This is a genomic window from Shewanella kaireitica, assembly GCF_023284045.1.
Classification (GTDB): domain Bacteria; phylum Pseudomonadota; class Gammaproteobacteria; order Enterobacterales; family Shewanellaceae; genus Shewanella; species Shewanella kaireitica.
In genome coordinates this window covers 50620-70182 of the sequence record NZ_JAKIKQ010000013.1, presented here as the reverse complement: position 1 = coordinate 70182, position 19563 = coordinate 50620, and the positions used below count along the sequence as shown (strand labels likewise).

The following is a 19563-nucleotide window of genomic DNA, read 5'->3' as shown; positions in this document are numbered from 1 at the left end:
ATTAACCTCCAGCGACAACGGAAAAAACTTCTAACGTATCATCTTGCTGACACATGATATGTGGCCAGCGACTTCTAGGTACCACTTCAGCATTGAGTACTAAAGCCACACCATTTTCTGCAATAGTTCGCCGCTTTAATACATCTGTTAACGACGAACCATCAGCGATACTCATTACTTCGTCATTCAAAAAAATGCTAATCATTTATCATTCTCCTCATTCTGTTTCGCTATCAACTTCAAAGTGAAATACATCAAGCGCTACAGACGCTGCAGTTTGGGTCACGTAAAAGAGATGCTTGTCGCCAAGTAAATTTGCCACCATCAAAGCGAAATAACTTCCCCAGTAATTGATTGCCGTTAATCTTTGTTTTTGCTGCAGTTTCGTCTAAAGATGGTTTAAGAACATCAACATCCAACAACAGATTTAAACTCATCAATGCCTGCATTGACGCTAATGTACCCACCATGGGCCCTAACACGCCGATAGTTTGGCAGGTTTGACTCACACTCATATCACTAGGATATAAGCAGTGGTAACAGCCTGACTCAGGCGAGATTTGTTGGTTAATACTCAATAGCTGACCTTGAAAGTGAGCTGCGGATGCTGAAACTAAAGTGATCCCCTGCTTTATAGCTTGTAGATTAACCAGTTGCCTCACATCAAAGTTATCGCTGCAATCGAGTAACAGATCAAACTCCGATGGCTTGCTACTAAACAAATCATTAGTATTAGCTGCACTTAGATATTCGCAGTAGCTGTAGATCTCACAATCTTCATAAGCACGCATCAGTTTTATAGCTGCAACTTGCGCTTTATTGACGCCTAAGTCCTCTTTAGAGAACAGTAATTGCCTAGGAAGATTCGATAGTTCAACAACATCGCCATCTACCAGCGTTATTTTGCCAATGCCAGCAGCAGCAAGATACTGCGCCGTCAATGTGCCTAACCCACCAACACCTATGATCAATATATGGGATTGCTTAAAGCGATTTTGCCCCTGTTCACCGACTTCAGGTAAAAGAATTTGCCGTGAGTAGCGCAAAAACTCCTTATCAGTAACGGCCATTATTCCCCCTCAGCCCACTGTTTAACTAAAGCTTGGTAGGCTCCAGCCGGATCAACGGCTTCAGTGACAGCACGCACTACGGCAATATCACCCACACCGGTTTTTTTCACCTCAGCGAGTGTGCTTGAGTCGATACCGCCAATCGCTACTACTGGCAGCTCGCCCTGCATCAAGTCTACGTAGCGAGTTAGCTTTCTAAGCCCTTGGGGCGCGGATGGCATCTGTTTCGTCGTTGTAGGGAAAATATGCCCAAAAGCGATATAGGAAGGTTTATGTTGCATCGCTAACAAGATCTCAAAGTAACTATGACTCGATAATCCCAATGCGATATTAGCTTCACTCAGCAGCTTTAAATTACTAGCAACAAGATCTTCTTGCCCTAAGTGAACCCCGAACGCGTGATGTTTTATGGCTAACTGCCAATGATCATTAATAAAGACCTGAGCCCTATAATCTCGCCCGAGCGCAATTGCTTGTACAATTTTTTGCTCAAGTAACGGATCTGCGGGATCTTTTACTCGTAGTTGAATCGTCTTCGCTCCCGCTTTAAGCAGCTTTCGCAACATATCAAGCTCAGCAACTACAGGGTAAACGCCTAACTGCGTAGTGAGTTTCTTAAAACCTTGAGTACTCAGATTATTAGAATTATTTTTCTCAGCAACTTCAAAAAGCGGTTCGATAAATGGATAAATAGACAACGTATTTGGCCAACCGCAACGCGCTAAACAACCTGAACCGCTGCCAGGCTGATAACTTCGAGCTAATCCTTGAGAAACATAAGCTTTAGCAACCACCACCGCATCATTTAGCACAAAGCCATGCGCCATCACCGCTGCAATTGCCGAAGACAATGTACAACCGGTTCCATGGTTGTTCTTGGTATCTATTCTGCTTGAGGTGAGCCAAAAGGAATGTTCACTATGTAAACTCGAAACCCCAGTAACCTGATGGCAAACCAGTAAATCCCGAGCAAGCTTCTTATCCCAATTAGGTCCAATATCGCCTCCTTTGGCGATTACTGACACTTTTAGCTGTGTAGCTAGCGTTTGAGCCGCTTGAACACTCTGCTCCGGTGTTATCAACTGACGTCCAGCTAACGTGGCAAGTTCGGTAACATTAGGAGTGATTAATGTCAGTAGCCCTTTAAACGGTGTAAAGTCGAGTGCTTCTGCGCCTGTAAGTGCATCTCCACAAGTCGCTACCATCACGGGATCGAGAATAACCGCTACCGTAAAGCCGCGATCTCGCCACTGCAAGAGACTTCTTTGTAACCAGTTTGCCACCAAATTTATCTGCTGTTGGTTGGCTAACAGGCCTATTTTAATTGCTTGTGGAGCAAGGTCAGTCGCCAACACATCAAGCTGCGCGATTAATATCTGTGGTGATACCGCTTCAACTGATGCGACAGTGACAGAACTTTGCGCTGTCACTGCTGTAATAACACTGCAGCCATGAGCGTCTAAATCATTGATTGTCGCCAAATCAGCTTGAATACCTGCCCCGCCGCCACTATCAGATCCCGCAATCGTCCATACAATTGGACGATTGCGCATTGGCATCGGGTTAGAATTAACCTTTGCCATGCTTACTCCTCTAGTGCAGCTTCTTTACTGTTTTGTTCAACGCTCGCTTCATGGTAAAGCTCAGCGCCTTTGGCTTTAAATTTGGCTGACATTTGCGCCATACCACTATTGATATCAGTATCAGATAACCCAGTAGGTGTGACCTGTTCACTGTATGCTTGATATTCAGCAGCAGACTTTACTTCCAGAGCGCTCGTTTCCAGAGCCTGTTTCTCTTGCGCTGCCGCATAATCTCGCACTTCTTGGGTGATTTTCATTGAACAAAATTTAGGACCACACATAGAGCAGAAATGCGCCACTTTAGCTGACTCTTGTGGCAGTGACTCATCATGATAAGCACGCGCAGTATCAGGATCTAAACCTAAGTTATATTGATCTTCCCATCTAAATTCAAAACGCGCTTTTGACAATGCATTATCACGAATTTGTGCGCTCGGATGACCTTTAGCGACATCACCAGCATGGGCTGCAATCTTATATGCAATTAAGCCCTGTTTAACATCCTCTTTATTCGGTAATCCTAAATGCTCTTTTGGCGTAACATAACAAAGCATTGCGCAGCCATACCAAGCGATCATCGCCGCACCAATTCCAGAGGTAAAGTGATCATAACCAGGCGCTATATCTGTCGTTTGTGGGCCTAAGGTGTAGAACGGCGCTTCATCACAAAGATCTAGCTGTTTATCCATATTCTCTTTGATCAAATTCATTGGAATATGGCCAGGGCCCTCTATGATAGTTTGCACATCATATTGCCAAGCTATTTTGACCAGTTCGCCTAATGTTTCCAGTTCAGCAAACTGCGCTTCATCATTGGCATCTGCAATCGAGCCTGGGCGCATTCCGTCACCCAGTGACAGTGAAACATCATAGGCGGCACAAATCTCACAGATCTCTTTAAAGTGCTCATATAAAAAGTTTTCTTTGTGGTGTGACAAACACCACTTAGCCATGATGGAACCACCACGAGATACAATACCAGTCAGACGTTTTGCCGTCATTGGTACGTAACGTAATAATACGCCAGCATGGATAGTAAAGTAATCTACGCCCTGCTCTGCTTGCTCTATCAATGTGTCGCGGAACGTTTCCCAATTAAGATCTTCAGCGACGCCGTTCACCTTCTCTAATGCTTGATAGATAGGGACGGTACCAATAGGCACTGGAGAGTTACGAATGATCCACTCGCGGGTTTCATGGATGTAGCGGCCAGTAGACAAGTCCATTACTGTGTCTGCGCCCCAGCGTGTTGACCAAACAAGCTTCTCAACTTCTTCTTCGATAGATGAAGTCACTGCAGAGTTACCGATATTAGCGTTCACTTTTACCAAAAAGTTACGCCCTATAATCATAGGCTCAGCTTCAGGATGATTAATGTTTAGTGGAATAATCGCGCGGCCTCGAGCAATCTCACTACGTACAAACTCAGCAGTAATAGGCTCACTGATTGAGGCACCAAAGCTTTCGCCTATATCTTTTTGGGTCAGAATAGGATCGGTCACTTCTGCCATTGCCATATTCTCACGAATGGCAATATATTCCATTTCAGGCGTGATAATACCTTGGCGTGCGTAGTGTAATTGGGTGACGCGCTTACCCGCTTTTGCACGGCGAGGAGGCAGTAAAGATTCAAAGCGTAGATGATCTAAACCATCATCAGCTAAACGTTGCTGGGTAAAGCCTGAGCTAACTGCGCGCAATTGCTCAGTGTCATCTCTTTCAATAATCCAGTTATTACGGAATTTTTCCAAGCCTTTACGCACATCAATATTGGCATCTGGATCTGAATAGGCGCCAGCGCAATCATAAACTTTAAGCGGCGGATTGGTTTCAAATTGAGGGTTACTCTCATCTCCTCCAAGCAGCGTGTCAGCTTGGTGAATTTGGCGCATACCCACTTTCAGATCTGGGCGGCTGCCTTGCAGATATACTTTCTCTGAATTGGGATGCTGTAGCGGTTTTAAGTTATCGATGAATTGTTGAGCCTGAGCTCGGGTTTCGCGGCGTTTAGACATTAGCAAACTCACTATTATAAAAATGAAGTTGCTTGTCAGGAGAGTTGAGAATATAAAAGTTGAAAGCTCAAAATTAAACAGCATTTACACGCAGTTTACAGATGCACTTAACCACCGAAATATTGCAGATAACTATTTTAATATAGCTTTTAAAATGCAAAAATTTCGCTTGTTTCCTTCGCAGGTTCTAGCCTGATCAGGTTCAACGGATCCCGAATAAACGGTCTCAGCCATATGGCACTCCGACAAGATGAGGCTGCAGTATAAGCCTATCTCAGGTCTAGACACAAGTTAACAACCACAATAATAAATCAAAATACTATCAATTAAATACATGATTTAAACTATTGTAAATAAAGCACTAAATATAAAAAATGGCTTTAAACATCACCTTTTGCGTGAAAAATTATCATGTAAACAGATCATTTTTTTCGGCTGATCATGCGCTTTTCTAACCGAGCAGAGATAGCTGCATTGATCGCTTGCTTAACTTTATCGCCACCACAATTGAAAGGGAAACCAATATTCTCAGCATAAGGATTAATCTGAGTTGGGGTCTTTACAATCCGATAGCAAGTATCACCTTGGCGCACCACTCGGTTAGGGTCAAGTCTATGATCGTTAGTTGGTACCTTGCTGTACTTATCTACTTCAGGAAACACCAACTCCTCCATATCACCATCCATTACACTCAAGGATCGAGGGCCTGTGTACTCATTAGCTTTGTCAATGATCAGTGTATCCAGCGCCGCATTGTTTTGACGTTGTAAATATGATTGTGCGGCAGCCATGGCGTTATAGCGATTGCTTTTACTCACTATTTTAGCGCTAGTCTCTATAACACTCTCTTTAGTGGCTTCAGCACTGTGACTTACCGTTGTTTGGCGCTCTAATACTACAGGCAAACTCTCTACTGGTGTGTCAGGTTGAAGCTTTTCATTTAATTCTGCTGTTTTTTCGACAAGCACTTTGTCTACAGACGTCTTTTTTGAGATAGTTTCATCATCCATAGGCTCTAACTGTACTTTTTTAGGTGCGACATAAAGATAAGAGCTAATTTTCACTGGCGTTAGATCTGGCAGATGCAAATCTTGCTTAGCCCAGAATTGATTAATTATTGCGATGACTAAAACATGCATAGCAATAACCAAAAAAAGTAGAAAAATCTCAGGGTAATTCGTCTTTGGTGACGCTGGGGTTAATGGCTGTTTGCTTTCGTTGGTTCTTTTTATCGCCGTGGTTATCTCTGCGACTCCATCAGTAGCGTTACTTCCATATATTGGCGCTAATAATCGATTACAATCAGCTTCAGCAAGATCTCTACTGGCACTGATTGGCCCTATGCCGCTGTAGCTTTGCTTAGACTTTGAATCATTTTGCGCTTGTCCATTAGCGCTAATCGCCGTAAAAGATGGCATAACAGATCTCTTCAAATTTTCAGTCCGGTGATTTATTTTTTGTCCATAAAAAGCTCTGAGATAAGTAACTTAACGGCTTATATTCGAGTGTCTCTACATGCCTGATTTAGTATCCCTTTGATCCAAAGTCATACTTCAAGCACTACTTTTATTGCAGTTTAAACCATTAGAGACAGCTTTATTACAAAAGTTCAACATCTGTATGAAACAACATTGTTTTTAGTAAAATGACTAAATATCAATACGATACATTGAGCAACACTTTAAGCTAACACGTGTACGCTAAAACTATGGCTTTTATGATTAAAGCTGATACACTGCAGATAATCGTGGTCTAACCAGAAGTCGTTTCCCCCTATGTCGAGTCAAGAATCTACCCTTTCTTCAAAACCCAATGTGGTCACTAACGCGAGTTATAGTGTTAAAGAGGAGCTTGCAAACAGCTTAAGCCACGGGCTAGGTGTCGTTGCAGGTGTCGTAGGTTTGATCATGTGCATCCTCAAAGGTTATGAGCATTTATCCTTTGTCCAAATGGCTGGTGTTATTGTTTATTGCGCCAGTATCATTTTACTTTTCCTTTGCTCAACGCTGTACCACAGTGCAACCGATATTGTTTTAAAACATAAGCTTAAAGTGGCAGATCATTGTGCTATCTACCTTCTTATAGCAGGTACCTATACACCATTAATGCTGATCAGCTTAAACAGTGAAACCGGCAATGAGAATGCTAACTTAGTATTAATTGCAATCTGGTCATTGGCCGTTGGTGGTATTTTGTTTAAGACCCTGTTTATTAACCGCTTCAAAGTATTCAGTTTGCTCTTGTACCTTGCAATGGGCTGGCTTTGCGTGACAGTAATGAAAGAGTTGATTGCAGGCATGTCGCCTTTGGGCTTTAACCTGTTAATTATTGGCGGGTTGTTTTATAGCTTAGGGGTTATATTCTATGTAGCTAAACGCATTCCATACAATCATGCCATATGGCACCTGTTTGTATTAGGCGGTGCGATCAGTCATTTTCTGTGTATCTACTTGACCGTGATTTAAAGCCTGCATTAATCCTGCCTATGCAAGCAGTTTTTATCAAAATAATGATAAAGCTGTTTGCTAACCTTTAGCTTGGCTAAGCATTTGTTCAAACTCGATAGCTAATACTTCGGCCTCATTTAGCATATTGGCTTGTTTAAAAAGTGCGATGATACATTCAACGGTGCAAAGTCCGCCGTCAACTTGGTTACGTCTTAAGTTAAATTGAGAGTTTTGACTCGTTGTTAAAGCGTATTTCTTTGCCTCTTTGAGATATGGACTTCGGCGGATCATCTTACGCGCTTCTTGCCATGTCGCATCTAAGATGACCAAAGTGTTAGGCCTGGATTTGCTAATATAGTTTTCATGGTTTTCTGTACAACTAACTTCAGCTAAGCCAGCTTTTTCTGCTACGGCCTCATCAGGAAACAACAAAGCGCAATCCTCTGTTTTAAGAAGATTTAGTAATGTTTCATCCGGTGCTTTTCTTGCCCAAATGATGCGTTGGCAATGCTCAGGATAAACATTGATAGCGATCTGCCCTGTATTAGTCGGACGGGTGACTTCCCGCTCATGGGTTAACAGAATAATTTGCAATAGTTTTGCTCGGTTACAATAGACTCGGTCATTATATACCAAGCTTACCAGCTCTAGTAAATCACTACTCCTTTACCTTGGCTGTTTAATGAAAGTCTCTTGAACGTATAACTAACTCATTTAACGCCACAGAGATATCAGTCAACCTACCCGCGACCACATGAGTCACGCCCGATTTACGCTCTAGAACCCCAGTCACCTTCATGATTTTTGCAACTAAATAAGCTCGTCTTTGCGCTCTTGCCGTCGCGCTCCATACAACTAAGTTTACGTTGCCAGTTTCATCTTCTAGCGTAATAAAAGTAACGCCAGAAGCCGTACCTGGGCGCTGTCGTCCAACCACAAGTCCAGCCACTGTGACTACTTGACCACTACGACATTCATCCAATTGCTCAGCAGTCAAACAATGATGTAAGCAAGGTTGCCCCCGTAATAGACTCATCGGATGTTGGCCAAGTGTCACTCCTGTATAGGCGTAGTCAGCCTGCATAGACTCAGCAACACTGGGGCTTGGGAGCGTCACGCCTGCAACCGAATTCAATCCGCCGGGAGCTGGTAATACTCGTTCTCCTTCCTGTTTACAGTTCATGCCAGCTTCTAACATATCATCAAATAACGGCAAACTTGGCTGGCATGCAGAGAGTTGCCAACGCACTTGATGACGATGGCCCGCAATTTGGCTAAACGCATCGGCACTGGCAAGTGTTTCCAATTCATGACGCGCAATACCTAAGTAATAAATTTGATCAATGTGTGTAAAGCCTTGCTCAGGTCGCTGCTGAATCAGCTTCTCGATCTCTTGTCTATTTAGGCCTTTTACCAAGCGAAAACCTAGACGGATCGCGATACGATTATCTGCTATTGTCACTAATGTATGCTGCCACTGGCTACGATTCGCACACACTGCGAGTACCGCCACCCCATGGCGCTGCACGTCTTGGAGCAGTTGCGAGGGGCTATAAAAACCCATAGGTTGGCTATTAAGTAACGAACAGCAAAATGCTGCTGGATAGTGATACTTCAGATAAGCAGACACATATGCCAACAATGCAAAACTTGCCGAGTGAGACTCTGGAAATCCATACTCTCCAAACCCCCTTATTTGCCGATAGATCTGTTTAGAAAACTCAGCCGAATAACCACGGCTCAGCATCCCTTTAAGCAGCTTATCCTCAAACTGTTGCAGTTCTCCAGTCTTTTTCCAGCTCGCCATTGCTCGTCTTAATTTGTCAGCTTCACCGCCAGAAAAGCCAGCTGCAACCATCGCGAGTTGAATCACCTGCTCTTGGAAAATAGGCACCCCCATGGTGCGCGATAATACCGACTCAACCTCTTTACTTGGGTAGGTCACTTTTTCTAAGCCATCTCTACGCTTTAGATAGGGGTGTACCATATCACCCTGAATAGGTCCTGGCCGAACAATGGCAATTTGGACCACTAAGTCATAATAACAACGGGGTTTAAGCCTTGGTAACATTGAGGTTTGCGCTCTGGACTCGACCTGAAACACTCCAATGCTATCGCCACGCTGCAGCATCTGATACACAGCTGCTTGCTCCCACTTAACCTGCTCCATAGTAAAGCGCTGCTCGGGCGTACTGATAAGCTCAAAACACTTTCTGATAGCCGTTAGCATTCCTAGTGCTAGCACATCGACTTTTAACAGCCCTAAGCTTTCTAAATCATCTTTATCCCATTGAATAACCGTTCTGTCCGCCATTGATGCATTTTCAACAGGTACCAACTCACTTAACGGGCCAGAGGAGATAATAAAACCGCCAACGTGCTGTGACAGGTGCCTTGGAAAGCCCAAAATGCTCTGCACTAATGGAAACAGGTATTTTCCCATCCCTTCGCGAGGTAACAGTGACTTTTCCTGTAGCTGCGTCAACCAGTCAACTTCAGTGTCGCGCCTATCGATACTGTGCTGGATATGATCTAAATATTGCTTATCGATCCCCAACGCCTTGCCCACATCTGCGAGTGCACTCTTAAAGCGATAACTTATCACTGTCGCCGCTAATGCTGCCCGCTCCCGACCATACTTACCATAGATATATTGAATGATCTCTTCACGACGTTCATGCTCAAAATCAACGTCAATATCGGGTGGTTCATTGCGCTCTTTCGAGACAAAGCGCTCAAACAACATATTAACTTTAGTGGGGTCGACCTCTGTGATCCCAAGACAGTAACAAACGACTGAGTTTGCCGCAGAGCCGCGGCCTTGATGCAAAATCTGTTGTGACTTTGCGTATTGAACAATGTCATAGATAGTTAAAAAAAAGTACTCATATTGCATCGCTTTAATCAAAACCAGCTCTTTCTCATATTGCGCTGTGACACTTGCTGGTACTTGATGATTAAAGCGGCGCAATGCACCTTTATAAACCTCTTGGGCTAAATATTCACTTGCGGATAATTCACTAGGCACCACCTCACTTGGGTACTCATATTTAAGCTCCTGCAAATTAAAATTGCATCTTTCCGCTATCGATAAACTATTCTCAATCCATTCCTTTGGATAGCGCTTATAGAGTGTAGCTATCGGCTTTAGCGCGGTTTCAGCATTAGCCAGTAGCAACTCCCCTGCTTGTGCCAGCTCAGTACCGTATCGAATGCAAGTAAGCACGTCTTGTAACTTTTGCCGCTGCTGACAATGCATGCGCACGCTACCGGCTGCCACGCAAGGCATATCCAGCTGCTTGGCAATCTGTGTCCAAAGTTGGATTTTTAAAGCTTCACCGGCCACTAAGCTTCGTTCCATCAACAGATAGCAACGCTGAGGAAACTGCCGATAAAGAGATTGTCCAACCGTTAATACATCAGCCTGGTAAGTAGCAATTTGTGTCGGAAGCTCGCCAAGGGTGCTGTTGATCGATTTTAGCGAAGCGGGTTGCCATAATAAGATTGTGTTGTCTAAGCCCTGCTGCAATTCACTGAGTTGCAGCTGATACTCGCCTTTTTCAGCTCGACGGCGACTAGTGGTGATCAATTGGCTGATCTGACCATAGCCTTTACGATTCATGGCAAGTAATACGAATACGCCTTCAGCTAACTGAAACTCAGTGCCCACCAGCAGCTGTATTTGACATTTTTTAGCAGCCTCGTGCGCTTTGACTATCCCGGCAAATGAACACTCATCTGTAATGGCAATCGCTTGGTAACCAAGCTCAGCGGCTTGCTCAACCAGCTCATGGGGGTGAGAGGCACCTTTAAGAAAAGTATAATTGGAGATAGCATGTAACTCGGCATACATTAGCCAAACCAGCCTTGTAAGAAGAAGCGATTACCGTCTCTGAAGACCCAACACAGTCCACCTTGATAATGGCTGGCAACATAGTAGTCTCGAGATATTTGCGGCTCTTGCCACCATAGGGTTTGCAGCCTTTCAGGTCCTTTTAAAAGCTCAATATTTTCAATTGCGATCAACTCTGGCGTGGTTAACAACCAGCTTGGGCGACATGCTCCAGCACACAGAGCACTTGAGCCAGATGCAGCTTCAGGCAATGTTTGCTGCCGTTTAGCTGTTACTGACAGGTCGGTAGCCATCCAACTCTCCTCTGGCAGGTGCGCAGAAGTAGCCTGTAACCCTTTTACTTTTCCTTTACCAAGCCTTGCTTCCAGCAGAGCCATTAGCCGCAATGCTTTTTCTGATCTCTGCCCCTGTGCTGCTTTTTGCTGCCCAAACCAACTGTCATGATTAACTGCAATGGGGACGAACTTGTCGACATGAATAACCATTTCAACCACAGGTTGATACAGAGTGACCCGCTCAAGTTGCATACGGCATAAACTCAGTAAACTATCACTACGATGCTCTGCAAAAGGATAATGAATAACAATATCGAGCTGACTTCGATCGTTGTCACGATAGATGAGGCTCAATTTCAGTTTTTGAATAGCAACCTGGCGCAGCTGTAAGTAACTTGCCATCTCTTTTAGCATTCTGCCCAAGGGGAAAACAATTCCCTGCATTGATTCAACCTCATGCAGTAAGGTGAGCTTTTGTTGATAACTTTCTTCTAGCTCAAAATAGCTTAACGGTTGAGGTAAGCGACCTGATATTTTAGCCAGTAACTGCAACAGTTTTGCTCCAAAGCGTCGCCCAAGATCTTTATCAGGTAAAGCAGACAGTGATGCAAAAGATTTGATGCCAATATCGTGCAAACTCTGTTTTAAAAAATCTGATAAAGGCAATAAAGCAATCGGTAGTTGATTAAGTAACTGCAAAGTTTTATCGGCATTAAGATAGTCATTTGGACTAAAAACTTCAGCAGTAAGCTTAGCTTGTTGCGACCTCATTGAAATATCACACGCAAGTAACTGCGCCGCTAAAGGGGTCTTGGCGAGTGCAAGTGAAACCTCTAAACCTAACGCTGTAGCGCGTTGGCGGTACTGCTCAATAAGCTTATCGATACCATTAAAAATAAGTGCCATTGAGCTGACTTCTAGTAGCAGTGTATTGGGCACAAATTCATCAACATCAAGCTTAGTTTTCGACGTTTTTTTTTGATCCTCATCGGTTAAGGAGCAACGTAGCGGTACGACTCGAGCACTGAACTCGTAGCTCCATTGACACAACCAATCTGAAGCCTGTTGACTCATAGAGGCGTCAAACTCCACCAACATCGCCGATGGCATTAAACTTTGCGCAGTAGACAGGCTCATTCCCAATTTCACCCCAGCTTGTTCACTCTGACTATCAAGCGCAAGCACTAGCAGTGACTTCGGCTCATACAGTAATACTGCTGTGCTTTGCTCTAGCTCATTACGATAATAAAAATATTGCAATGCCCATTGTGGGTAATGGGCAGCTAGCCATAACATATCAATCAACGACCTTTATAAGGGTTAATGGATCTTGTGAGCAAGATTACCTACTGCAGGTAGCGGGCTATAAGAGGATTCAGCCCACAGATCAGCAGTGGAGCTAATCGCAGCGTCATCAAGTGTATCTTGAAGCCAATCTCCAACATTAGAAAACGAAGTAGCGGCAAGTTCATCATCTTGCTTAATAGTTCCCTGCACAAACTCACTAACGGGGCTTTTAAGAGAGTTCGTGGCTTGCAGGCTTAATCTGCGTATAGGTTCAAGGGATAAAGCAGACTCTTTATTCTGTGTCGTTTCTTGAACAACCGGTTGAAGATTAAAGCTGTTCTGCTCTTTAATCCGATTCTCTGTGCGATGTCTAGCAAGACTTGTCCTAGTCAGCGTTGTCATGGCGAACCTCGCATTAGTCACATTGATAAGTGCATGCTGATAACTAACCGTAATTGGTAACTGTGGCTGACTAAACACCGCACTATAACCGGCAAGCCCTTCCTCAATGTTTATCAATAACGTTTCAAAGGGTGCTTGATTGTGCGCTTGAGTAAACTGCTCACAACTGTGCAACTCAACATCACAGCTCACTTCCTGTAAGGTATTTTGCATCGGGTAAGCATCGACTCCAAGTAGACTTTCCTTAATATGTGGCGCTAGCAAGGGTAAGCTAAACATAGGGCTAGGCCAGCCTCCTCTGCGTTTAATAATATTGACCTCAGTCATACCTAACTGGCTATTTAAAAATGGGGTTGATGCGGCTTGCTTAGGCACCAATTTCAACATAGACGTAGCGCTTGAGTTTGCATGGTCATGATGAGCACTGTGGTGATTAACGCTATTTCGAGCCGAAAAATGCTGTCGCTGCAGCGCTAAGCGTAAGTTCACTGGGTGTGACTGCTGTGCACAACGGCTTGGCAAATAAAGCATGCATAGCGACTCGCCCTTCTCTGCTGCTAGTTGTAAACGTCTCGCTTCAGTGGTCGACAAGTTATCTAACCAAGCTAACACTAGCGGTACACTACCATTCGAAAGTGCCTGCTCAATAGCCCACAAACGCTCTTTCCTCTCTTCTGTATCAATCCAAATTAAACGCGCTAGTTCAAGCCCTTGCTGCAACAAAGCTTGCGCCGAAGGTATATGAGGTGGTGCCACCAGCATAACCATCGAATCTTGCTCTTGTGCGGCGTTTTTTGCTGAAGATAGACTATGCCCTATCAATTGACTGAGCATAGGTAATACCATACTCAGTTCGCCTTGACCGACACCGTCACACAGCACTTCACATACCCCGGTTTGCGGCCAACCATTATCAGCAAGGTGTTCATCAAGTAATGAGAAACCCGTTGAGTAAGCAAATTGTTGCTGCTGCCATTGTTGCCCACGCCAAATATCTTGCCGCGCCAATAATTGGCTCAATGAGCTAGCATTAGCTTCAGCTGGGTTTAGGAGTCTCACACTATCAACCGGCTCTGATCCCATCGTATTTTGAAATAACGAGTATGCCTTCGCACTTGAACGCCCCATATCTACACCTTTTCTTCATGATAAAAGCGTATTTATTTGAAGGGGTTCACCTGTATATAAACGGGGAAGATTCCAACACAACAAATACTGTATATACGTACAGTATAATTATCTTTATTAAGATCGCAAGTACTCGATTGAGATCTTTAAGCCAAAAAAAACGCCCCTCTAAAAAGAGGGGCGTTATCAAAGCGGGTTACAGTGAATGAACTATTTATACTTCTTCACTTTTTTAAGCGCTATTTGCTGTTTCAGCATTGATAGGTGATCGGTAAACACTATACCTTTAAGATGATCCATCTCATGTTGCAGCACAATAGCAAGAAACTCATCAGTATCGATTTCAAATGCTTGACCGGTGCGATCTAATGCAGTGACCTTAACACCTTCATGGCGATTCACTTTAGCGCGGTAACCAGGGATAGACAAACAGCCCTCCTCACCTTGGAACTCACCACGAGTTTCAACAATTTCAGGGTTAATTAATACCATAGGCTGATCACGTTCTTCAGACAAATCGATAACCAAAATCGCGTGTAAGCTACCCACTTGTGTGGCTGCAAGCCCAATACCGTCATCGGTGTCGTACATGGTTTCAATTAAATCATCAATAAAACCCTGCACTGCATCAATGTCTTTCACAGGCTCAGCTTTACGCTTAAGTCGAACATCAGGAATGGTTAAAATGTCTAACACTGCCATATCATTATCACACTAGTATTAACTAAAAAATTCGCGCTATTATGACCGAATCCCCCATAAAGGCAACTCCCTCTAAATTTAGAGGGATAAATTTACTAGCAACTCTCATCTCAGAATAACAAACCCACTATCTAGCTTTCGCTAAAAATTCAAAAATCCACTAATAGATCCATTTCATTAACAAGTTATGTTATATTCGAATTAATGTATAAAATATACGGATAATAATATGTCACAAGCTGTGCGATCCCCTTTACCCCCTACATTCTTCGTTGCCAATACCATGGAGATCTTCGAGCGACTCGCTTGGTATGGATTCTTTGCCTTGTCATCCCTTTATATGACATCACCTCAAAACCAAGGTGGACTCGGCTTTTCAGACCAAGAACGTGGCCTTTTACAGGGGATGATCCCTTTCTTCTTATATCTCTTTCCTGTACTAACGGGGGCTCTCGCTGACCGCTATGGCTACCGAAAAATGTTCTTAGTCGCCTATGCGATCATGTGTCCCAGTTACTATTTACTTGGCCAAGTTGATAGCTTTACAGGCTTCTTTATTGCCTTTATGGGAGTCGCGGTCGGAGCTGCATGTTTCAAACCTGTAGTCACTGGCACTGTGGCTCGTACAACCGATGATACAAACCGTGGCCTTGGCTTTGGGATCTTTTACATGATGGTTAATATCGGTGGATTCTTAGGTCCATTCATTGCAGGCTATGTGCGTGCCATCAGCTGGGACTGGGTGTTTATTATGTCCGCATTCTGGATCGGACTTAACTTTATTCCTGCACTATTCTTCTACAAAGAGCCAACGGATCAAAATAGTCAAAAAGGTAAGCCACTCAAAGCTGTCTTTAACGATATCCAAGAAGTACTCGGTAACGCTCGCTTTGCTATTTTGTTTTTTGGCACGCTCATAATATTAATGTCCTATGGCGCGAAGTGGCTCACTGGAGAAACAACGTTAATCATCTACGCAGCTTGGTTCACAGGCCACCTTATTTGGGACAAGCTAGCTTCCTCTAATAAAGGCGCGCCTTGGTATAGTCAAAAAATTAGTTTAGGTAATAAACCTTTTGTGATCTACCTGCTTATTCTATCTGGACTATGGATGGTTTATCAGCAAATTTTCATTACTTTGCCGATCTATATTCGCGACTTTGTCGACACTACCGATCTAGTGCTAATGCTAGCCAACTACCGTGACTTGCAGCAGTTCTTTGCCCCTGTCGATACCACGTTACTGCAATCAGAACTAACTCGCTTAGCGCAGGAGTTCAGTGCTGGTACATTAAACGCCAAGCAAGCCTATTTTGAGCTAGTTCATGCCAAAGTGATGGTGCCTACCGCAGAAATAGGCCAAGCATTTTCCGCTATTGGCCAAACCCCTGCCTTAGCAGCCCAATATGCCCAAAGCTGGGCTAATGATTATCGCCAAGTGAATCCAGAGTATCTAATTGGACTTAACTTCTTGTCGATTGTTTTGATGCAGTTATTGATCAGTCGTTTTGTTGAACGCTTCCAAGCACTGCCAGTATTGGTAGGTGGTACGATTATTCTCGCACTGGGTACTGCAATTGGCGGATTTGCGCATGGTGCTGTGATGGGCGGCGCGATGGTACTGACATCTATTTTAGTGTTCTCGATTGGCGAAATGGTTGCGTCTCCAAAGAGCCAAGAGTATGTCGCAAGCTTTGCTCCCAATGACAAGAAAGCCATGTTCATGGGTTACTACTTTGTATCATCAGCGATTGGATTCTTACTGGCAGGGCCGCTATCTGGTTACCTTTACAGTGAAGTCGCTAAAGGTGCTGAACGCCCAGATCTAATGTGGTTCATTATTGGTGCACTTGGGCTACTCACCGCTTTTGGTTTGATCATCTTCCATAAATTTGGCGTAACCCCGCAAGCGCAAGATGAGGTTAGTGCCGAGCTTGCTCAAGCAAATTAAATTGATATAAGCGTTAAATCATCATTATAAAGCCCGCACAAATACTATTTGCGCGGGCTTTATCTATACCCGTTCTGCCTAAAGATGTATGATCCAGTGGGAATTTAATGGACTTTAATCACGGCACTGATTACCACTAATTCCCTTGGTAAAATCAATAACTCTGAGGAATACCAATTGCATTAAAAGTTTGACCATTCAGCGGGAATTCAAAACACTGTAGGCAAGTAGCGGGATTTGAGCTAATAGTTATTCTCGGCTCTGGCATCCTGCTTCGCTCTCGATAATTGCTCCTGCATTATTCTACCTTCGACCATCCTTGGTCTCGTACCTCCTAAATCTGACCGCCAAGGAGAGCCGGAATGTCTTATTTTGTATGGAACAAAATAGACCATTTAGTCGTATATCCAAATCCCATAGCGAATCATACAGCGATTTGCCAATTTGTTTAACCTCAGCCGCACTACGTGAGCCTCTCAGTCTTTCAACTTCTGCTTTGCATTGCCTTAAAAGGGAGTAGCCATTTCTTTACCGATGCGCTTTGAATTGAAAAGACTGAGGGGGTCTGAACTGGCCAAATACTTAATGCAATTGGTATAAAGCCCATCGCAGAAGGCTTTGTGCCTCTGAAACGAGCATCTTCAAGTAGAACGGGGATTAATTAGAACTGCGAACGTACCGCAAACACCCATTGAGTATCATCGCTTTCAACATCCTCAAGTTTTTCCCAGTCATACTGATAGCGTATGACCCATGACCACTGTGGGTTAACTTGATAACCCATTGCCAGCCAACCTCGAGCATCAAAACGCTCAACGCCGTCAATCCCCGCATTCGCACTGGCGTACAGTTCGCTATACCAATGTTCTGTGATAGGTTTAAGGACTGTCATACTGGCATTGGCTGCAGTGCTATCAGTGTAGGATTTAACCGCCAAATGGTTAACCGCTAACTCAGTAAATACTTGGGTGTTTAGCCAGCCTTTGTGCTCATGCATTAAGCCTAGTTGATATTGATAATGGCTCGCTCTACCATCAGGGGTATCGGTTTTACCATGATCAATCGACGCCCGCAGGTGCCACTGATTACTTGAGTAAAGGTAACCCAAATGCCATTTATCACCGCCGGTATTTGTATTACCCGAAAATTTTTGCTGGCTAGTGGCTAGACTACCACCCACTTTAAGTACATCACCATCAAAACCCACATAGAGCGAATCACTGAGATTCAGTGGATCAGCAATATGGCGATACTGTTCGGCTAAAGCAGGCACGGAAAAAGTAGACAGCAACAATGAACAAACAAGAGGCTTAGTAACCTGCATAAACATGATATATACCGTAAAAAAGCGCTATTATTACGTTAGCACCAAGTGTCAGCAAGAACTTTTACCTTATATTACAATGCACTAATAAGTGCGCAGCATGCACGCAAAACATTAACAGACGTAACGTAATTAAACGCATTAAAAATGCTTAAAAGCACTGTAGAGTGATACAAATTAGCGATAGTATTCGATACCAATCAGTATAAAATCTAGGGATAGTGGTAAATGCAAAGCGATATCAAAGCTTCACCGATGACGCAAATATGGCATATTGTGTCTATGATCCCTGAAGGGAAAGTTAGCTCATACGGAAAAATAGCAGATTTAGCTGGGCTACCAGGTCGAGCGCGTTATGTATCCAAAGCACTAAAGGCAGCGCCTGATTCACTCGCTCTGCCTTGGCATAGAGTGATCAATAGTCAAGGTAAAATCTCTTTTGCAGAGCATAGCCAACCTTATATTGATCAAATGGAGCGACTACGCGGCGAAGGTGTTATGGTTAATCGCGGTAAAGTGAAATTATCAGATCACGAGTGGCGACCGGATATGGCAACATTAGTACTTTCAATACCCTTTTGAAGCCTAAAACTCAATGTAAAGGAGACGTATTTGTCTAGAAAATCATCGATTATATTTGCGGTCAGCTTACTGTTTACAAGCAACATCGTTATTGCAGACACTACGCCTCTAACGCCTCACACCGCAGAGTATCAAGTCAACTATGGCAGTATTGAACTTGGCCGTGCACGTTACATTTTAGCGGCTCCCGAGGGTGATCAATTCCGCTACCGTTTTGACAGCGACGTTAGTCTACTCATGCTTTCTGACCAACGTCATATCCGCAGCGAATTTACACTAGACGATAATCAACTCATTCCAATGCGCTACTCAGTAGAAAGAACTGGGACAGGTCCCAACTTTAGGGAGCAAATAGCTTTCGCCAAAGGGCAAAACATCGTTCATAGTCGTTATAAAGATGAACGAGCAAAATTCCCTTACGATGAGCAGCTGTTTGACCCACTCATGGTGCAGTTACAATTTAGGCTCGACATGGTAGCAGAGAAAGAGGAGCTGCATTACACCATGGTGAAAGAGGGAGAGATTGATGACTATGGCTTTAAAATTGTCGGAAAAGAGCGGGTGAATATTGAAAGTGGGAGCTATCAAACTATAAAGTTTGAGGTTAAACGTGACAGTACTAAACGACAAACCTTTTTCTGGATGGCGCCAAAATTAAGCTACCTACCAATCCGCCTAACTCATTTTGAAAAAGGCAGTAAACAACTCGATATCACCCTACTCAACTATAAATTTGAGCAAGAAATAGCCCCGACGGCTGCCACTCCCGAGCAAGCATTAACTGAAATGACAAAGCCACAAGATGAAGGAGCAGATAACTAGATACTGTTGCATTTTATTATAACGAGCTGATTCTACCTTTCGTCTACCTAGCCCAATCAGTATAAGAGAAGCTTTAGCTCGTTTACACATACAAACACATTAACCCAATTAGCCATTGTTTA

At 43.7% G+C, this 19563-nt stretch carries 15 protein-coding genes and 1 riboswitch; of the genes, 4 read left to right on the top strand and 11 right to left on the bottom strand.

Annotated elements, in window-relative coordinates; genetic code table 11:
* Position 1: 1 nt before the first annotated feature.
* The 5 genes from thiS to L2730_RS15345 form a co-directional block, all read right to left on the bottom strand.
* The gene (gene thiS, locus L2730_RS15365) at positions 2 to 205 is read right to left on the bottom strand and encodes a sulfur carrier protein ThiS (RefSeq protein ID WP_248975398.1); all 204 of its coding nucleotides are present in this window, start codon (positions 203 to 205) and stop codon (positions 2 to 4) included.
* A 49-nt stretch (positions 206 to 254) separates the two neighbouring features.
* Positions 255 to 1070, bottom strand: coding sequence for a HesA/MoeB/ThiF family protein (locus L2730_RS15360; RefSeq protein ID WP_248975397.1), 816 nt, complete (start codon positions 1068 to 1070; stop codon positions 255 to 257).
* On the bottom strand, positions 1070 to 2653 hold the full coding sequence (gene thiE / locus L2730_RS15355; RefSeq protein WP_248975396.1) for a thiamine phosphate synthase: 1584 nt from the start codon (positions 2651 to 2653) through the stop codon (positions 1070 to 1072). The genes L2730_RS15360 and thiE overlap by 1 nt, the downstream gene beginning before the upstream one ends.
* Before the next feature lie 2 nt (positions 2654 to 2655).
* On the bottom strand, positions 2656 to 4668 hold the full coding sequence (gene thiC / locus L2730_RS15350) for a phosphomethylpyrimidine synthase ThiC (protein ID WP_248975395.1): 2013 nt from the start codon (positions 4666 to 4668) through the stop codon (positions 2656 to 2658).
* 156 nt (positions 4669 to 4824) lie between these two features.
* Positions 4825 to 4923, bottom strand: a riboswitch (TPP riboswitch).
* Positions 4924 to 5090: 167 nt separating this feature from the next.
* Entirely contained in the window at positions 5091 to 6086 is a 996-nt protein-coding gene (locus L2730_RS15345) for a hypothetical protein (RefSeq protein WP_248975394.1), read from the bottom strand.
* Between the two features lie 357 nt (positions 6087 to 6443).
* On the opposite strand from L2730_RS15345, the gene trhA reads away from it, so the two are divergent.
* Positions 6444 to 7133, top strand: coding sequence for a PAQR family membrane homeostasis protein TrhA (trhA, locus tag L2730_RS15340; protein ID WP_248975393.1), 690 nt, complete (start codon positions 6444 to 6446; stop codon positions 7131 to 7133).
* 60 nt (positions 7134 to 7193) lie between these two features.
* On the opposite strand, the gene L2730_RS15335 is transcribed toward trhA, so the two are convergent.
* The 5 genes from L2730_RS15335 to def form a co-directional block, all read right to left on the bottom strand.
* The gene (locus L2730_RS15335; protein ID WP_248975392.1) at positions 7194 to 7709 is read right to left on the bottom strand and encodes a tRNA-uridine aminocarboxypropyltransferase; all 516 of its coding nucleotides are present in this window, start codon (positions 7707 to 7709) and stop codon (positions 7194 to 7196) included.
* A gap of 85 nt (positions 7710 to 7794) precedes the next feature.
* Positions 7795 to 10968 carry an error-prone DNA polymerase gene (locus tag L2730_RS15330; RefSeq protein ID WP_248975391.1) on the bottom strand — a complete coding sequence of 1058 codons (3174 nt, stop codon included), beginning with the start codon at positions 10966 to 10968 and terminating at the stop codon, positions 7795 to 7797.
* Positions 10968 to 12539: a Y-family DNA polymerase gene (locus L2730_RS15325; protein WP_248975390.1), complete on the bottom strand. Its 1572-nt coding sequence runs from the start codon at positions 12537 to 12539 to the stop codon at positions 10968 to 10970. The genes L2730_RS15330 and L2730_RS15325 overlap by 1 nt, the downstream gene beginning before the upstream one ends.
* Before the next feature lie 24 nt (positions 12540 to 12563).
* Positions 12564 to 14060, bottom strand: a complete 1497-nt coding sequence (imuA, locus tag L2730_RS15320; protein ID WP_248975389.1) for a translesion DNA synthesis-associated protein ImuA — start codon at positions 14058 to 14060, stop codon at positions 12564 to 12566.
* Positions 14061 to 14270: 210 nt separating this feature from the next.
* Positions 14271 to 14762 (bottom strand): peptide deformylase, encoded by a 492-nt coding sequence (gene def, locus L2730_RS15315; protein WP_020912426.1) that lies wholly within the window; start codon positions 14760 to 14762, stop codon positions 14271 to 14273.
* 229 nt (positions 14763 to 14991) lie between these two features.
* Here def and L2730_RS15310 point away from each other — a divergent pair, with 229 nt between their 5' ends.
* Positions 14992 to 16713: an MFS transporter gene (locus L2730_RS15310; protein WP_248975388.1), complete on the top strand. Its 1722-nt coding sequence runs from the start codon at positions 14992 to 14994 to the stop codon at positions 16711 to 16713.
* A gap of 661 nt (positions 16714 to 17374) precedes the next feature.
* Here the strand turns inward: L2730_RS15310 and L2730_RS15305 are convergent.
* Entirely contained in the window at positions 17375 to 18043 is a 669-nt protein-coding gene (locus L2730_RS15305; protein WP_248975387.1) for a hypothetical protein, read from the bottom strand.
* 222 nt (positions 18044 to 18265) lie between these two features.
* Here L2730_RS15305 and L2730_RS15300 point away from each other — a divergent pair, with 222 nt between their 5' ends.
* Both L2730_RS15300 and L2730_RS15295 read left to right on the top strand, forming a co-directional pair.
* Positions 18266 to 18619: an MGMT family protein gene (locus tag L2730_RS15300; RefSeq protein WP_248975386.1), complete on the top strand. Its 354-nt coding sequence runs from the start codon at positions 18266 to 18268 to the stop codon at positions 18617 to 18619.
* Positions 18620 to 18649: 30 nt separating this feature from the next.
* Positions 18650 to 19441: a DUF3108 domain-containing protein gene (locus L2730_RS15295; protein WP_248975385.1), complete on the top strand. Its 792-nt coding sequence runs from the start codon at positions 18650 to 18652 to the stop codon at positions 19439 to 19441.
* The last annotated feature ends 122 nt before the right edge of the window (positions 19442 to 19563 follow it).

Bases quoted from the DNA above. Each gene is read 5' to 3' on its own strand.
- thiS (WP_248975398.1), bottom strand. From the start codon at position 205: ATGATTAGCATTTTTTTGAATGACGAAGTAATGAGTATCGCTGATGGT.
- L2730_RS15360 (WP_248975397.1), bottom strand. From the start codon at position 1,070: ATGGCCGTTACTGATAAGGAGTTTTTGCGCTACTCACGGCAAATTCTT.
- thiE (WP_248975396.1), bottom strand. From the start codon at position 2,653: ATGGCAAAGGTTAATTCTAACCCGATGCCAATGCGCAATCGTCCAATT.
- thiC (WP_248975395.1), bottom strand. From the start codon at position 4,668: ATGTCTAAACGCCGCGAAACCCGAGCTCAGGCTCAACAATTCATCGAT.
- L2730_RS15345 (WP_248975394.1), bottom strand. From the start codon at position 6,086: ATGCCATCTTTTACGGCGATTAGCGCTAATGGACAAGCGCAAAATGAT.
- trhA (WP_248975393.1), top strand. From the start codon at position 6,444: ATGTCGAGTCAAGAATCTACCCTTTCTTCAAAACCCAATGTGGTCACT.
- L2730_RS15330 (WP_248975391.1), bottom strand. From the start codon at position 10,968: ATGTATGCCGAGTTACATGCTATCTCCAATTATACTTTTCTTAAAGGT.
- L2730_RS15325 (WP_248975390.1), bottom strand. From the start codon at position 12,539: ATGTTATGGCTAGCTGCCCATTACCCACAATGGGCATTGCAATATTTT.
- imuA (WP_248975389.1), bottom strand. From the start codon at position 14,060: ATGGGGCGTTCAAGTGCGAAGGCATACTCGTTATTTCAAAATACGATG.
- def (WP_020912426.1), bottom strand. From the start codon at position 14,762: ATGGCAGTGTTAGACATTTTAACCATTCCTGATGTTCGACTTAAGCGT.
- L2730_RS15310 (WP_248975388.1), top strand. From the start codon at position 14,992: ATGTCACAAGCTGTGCGATCCCCTTTACCCCCTACATTCTTCGTTGCC.
- L2730_RS15305 (WP_248975387.1), bottom strand. From the start codon at position 18,043: ATGTTTATGCAGGTTACTAAGCCTCTTGTTTGTTCATTGTTGCTGTCT.
- L2730_RS15300 (WP_248975386.1), top strand. From the start codon at position 18,266: ATGCAAAGCGATATCAAAGCTTCACCGATGACGCAAATATGGCATATT.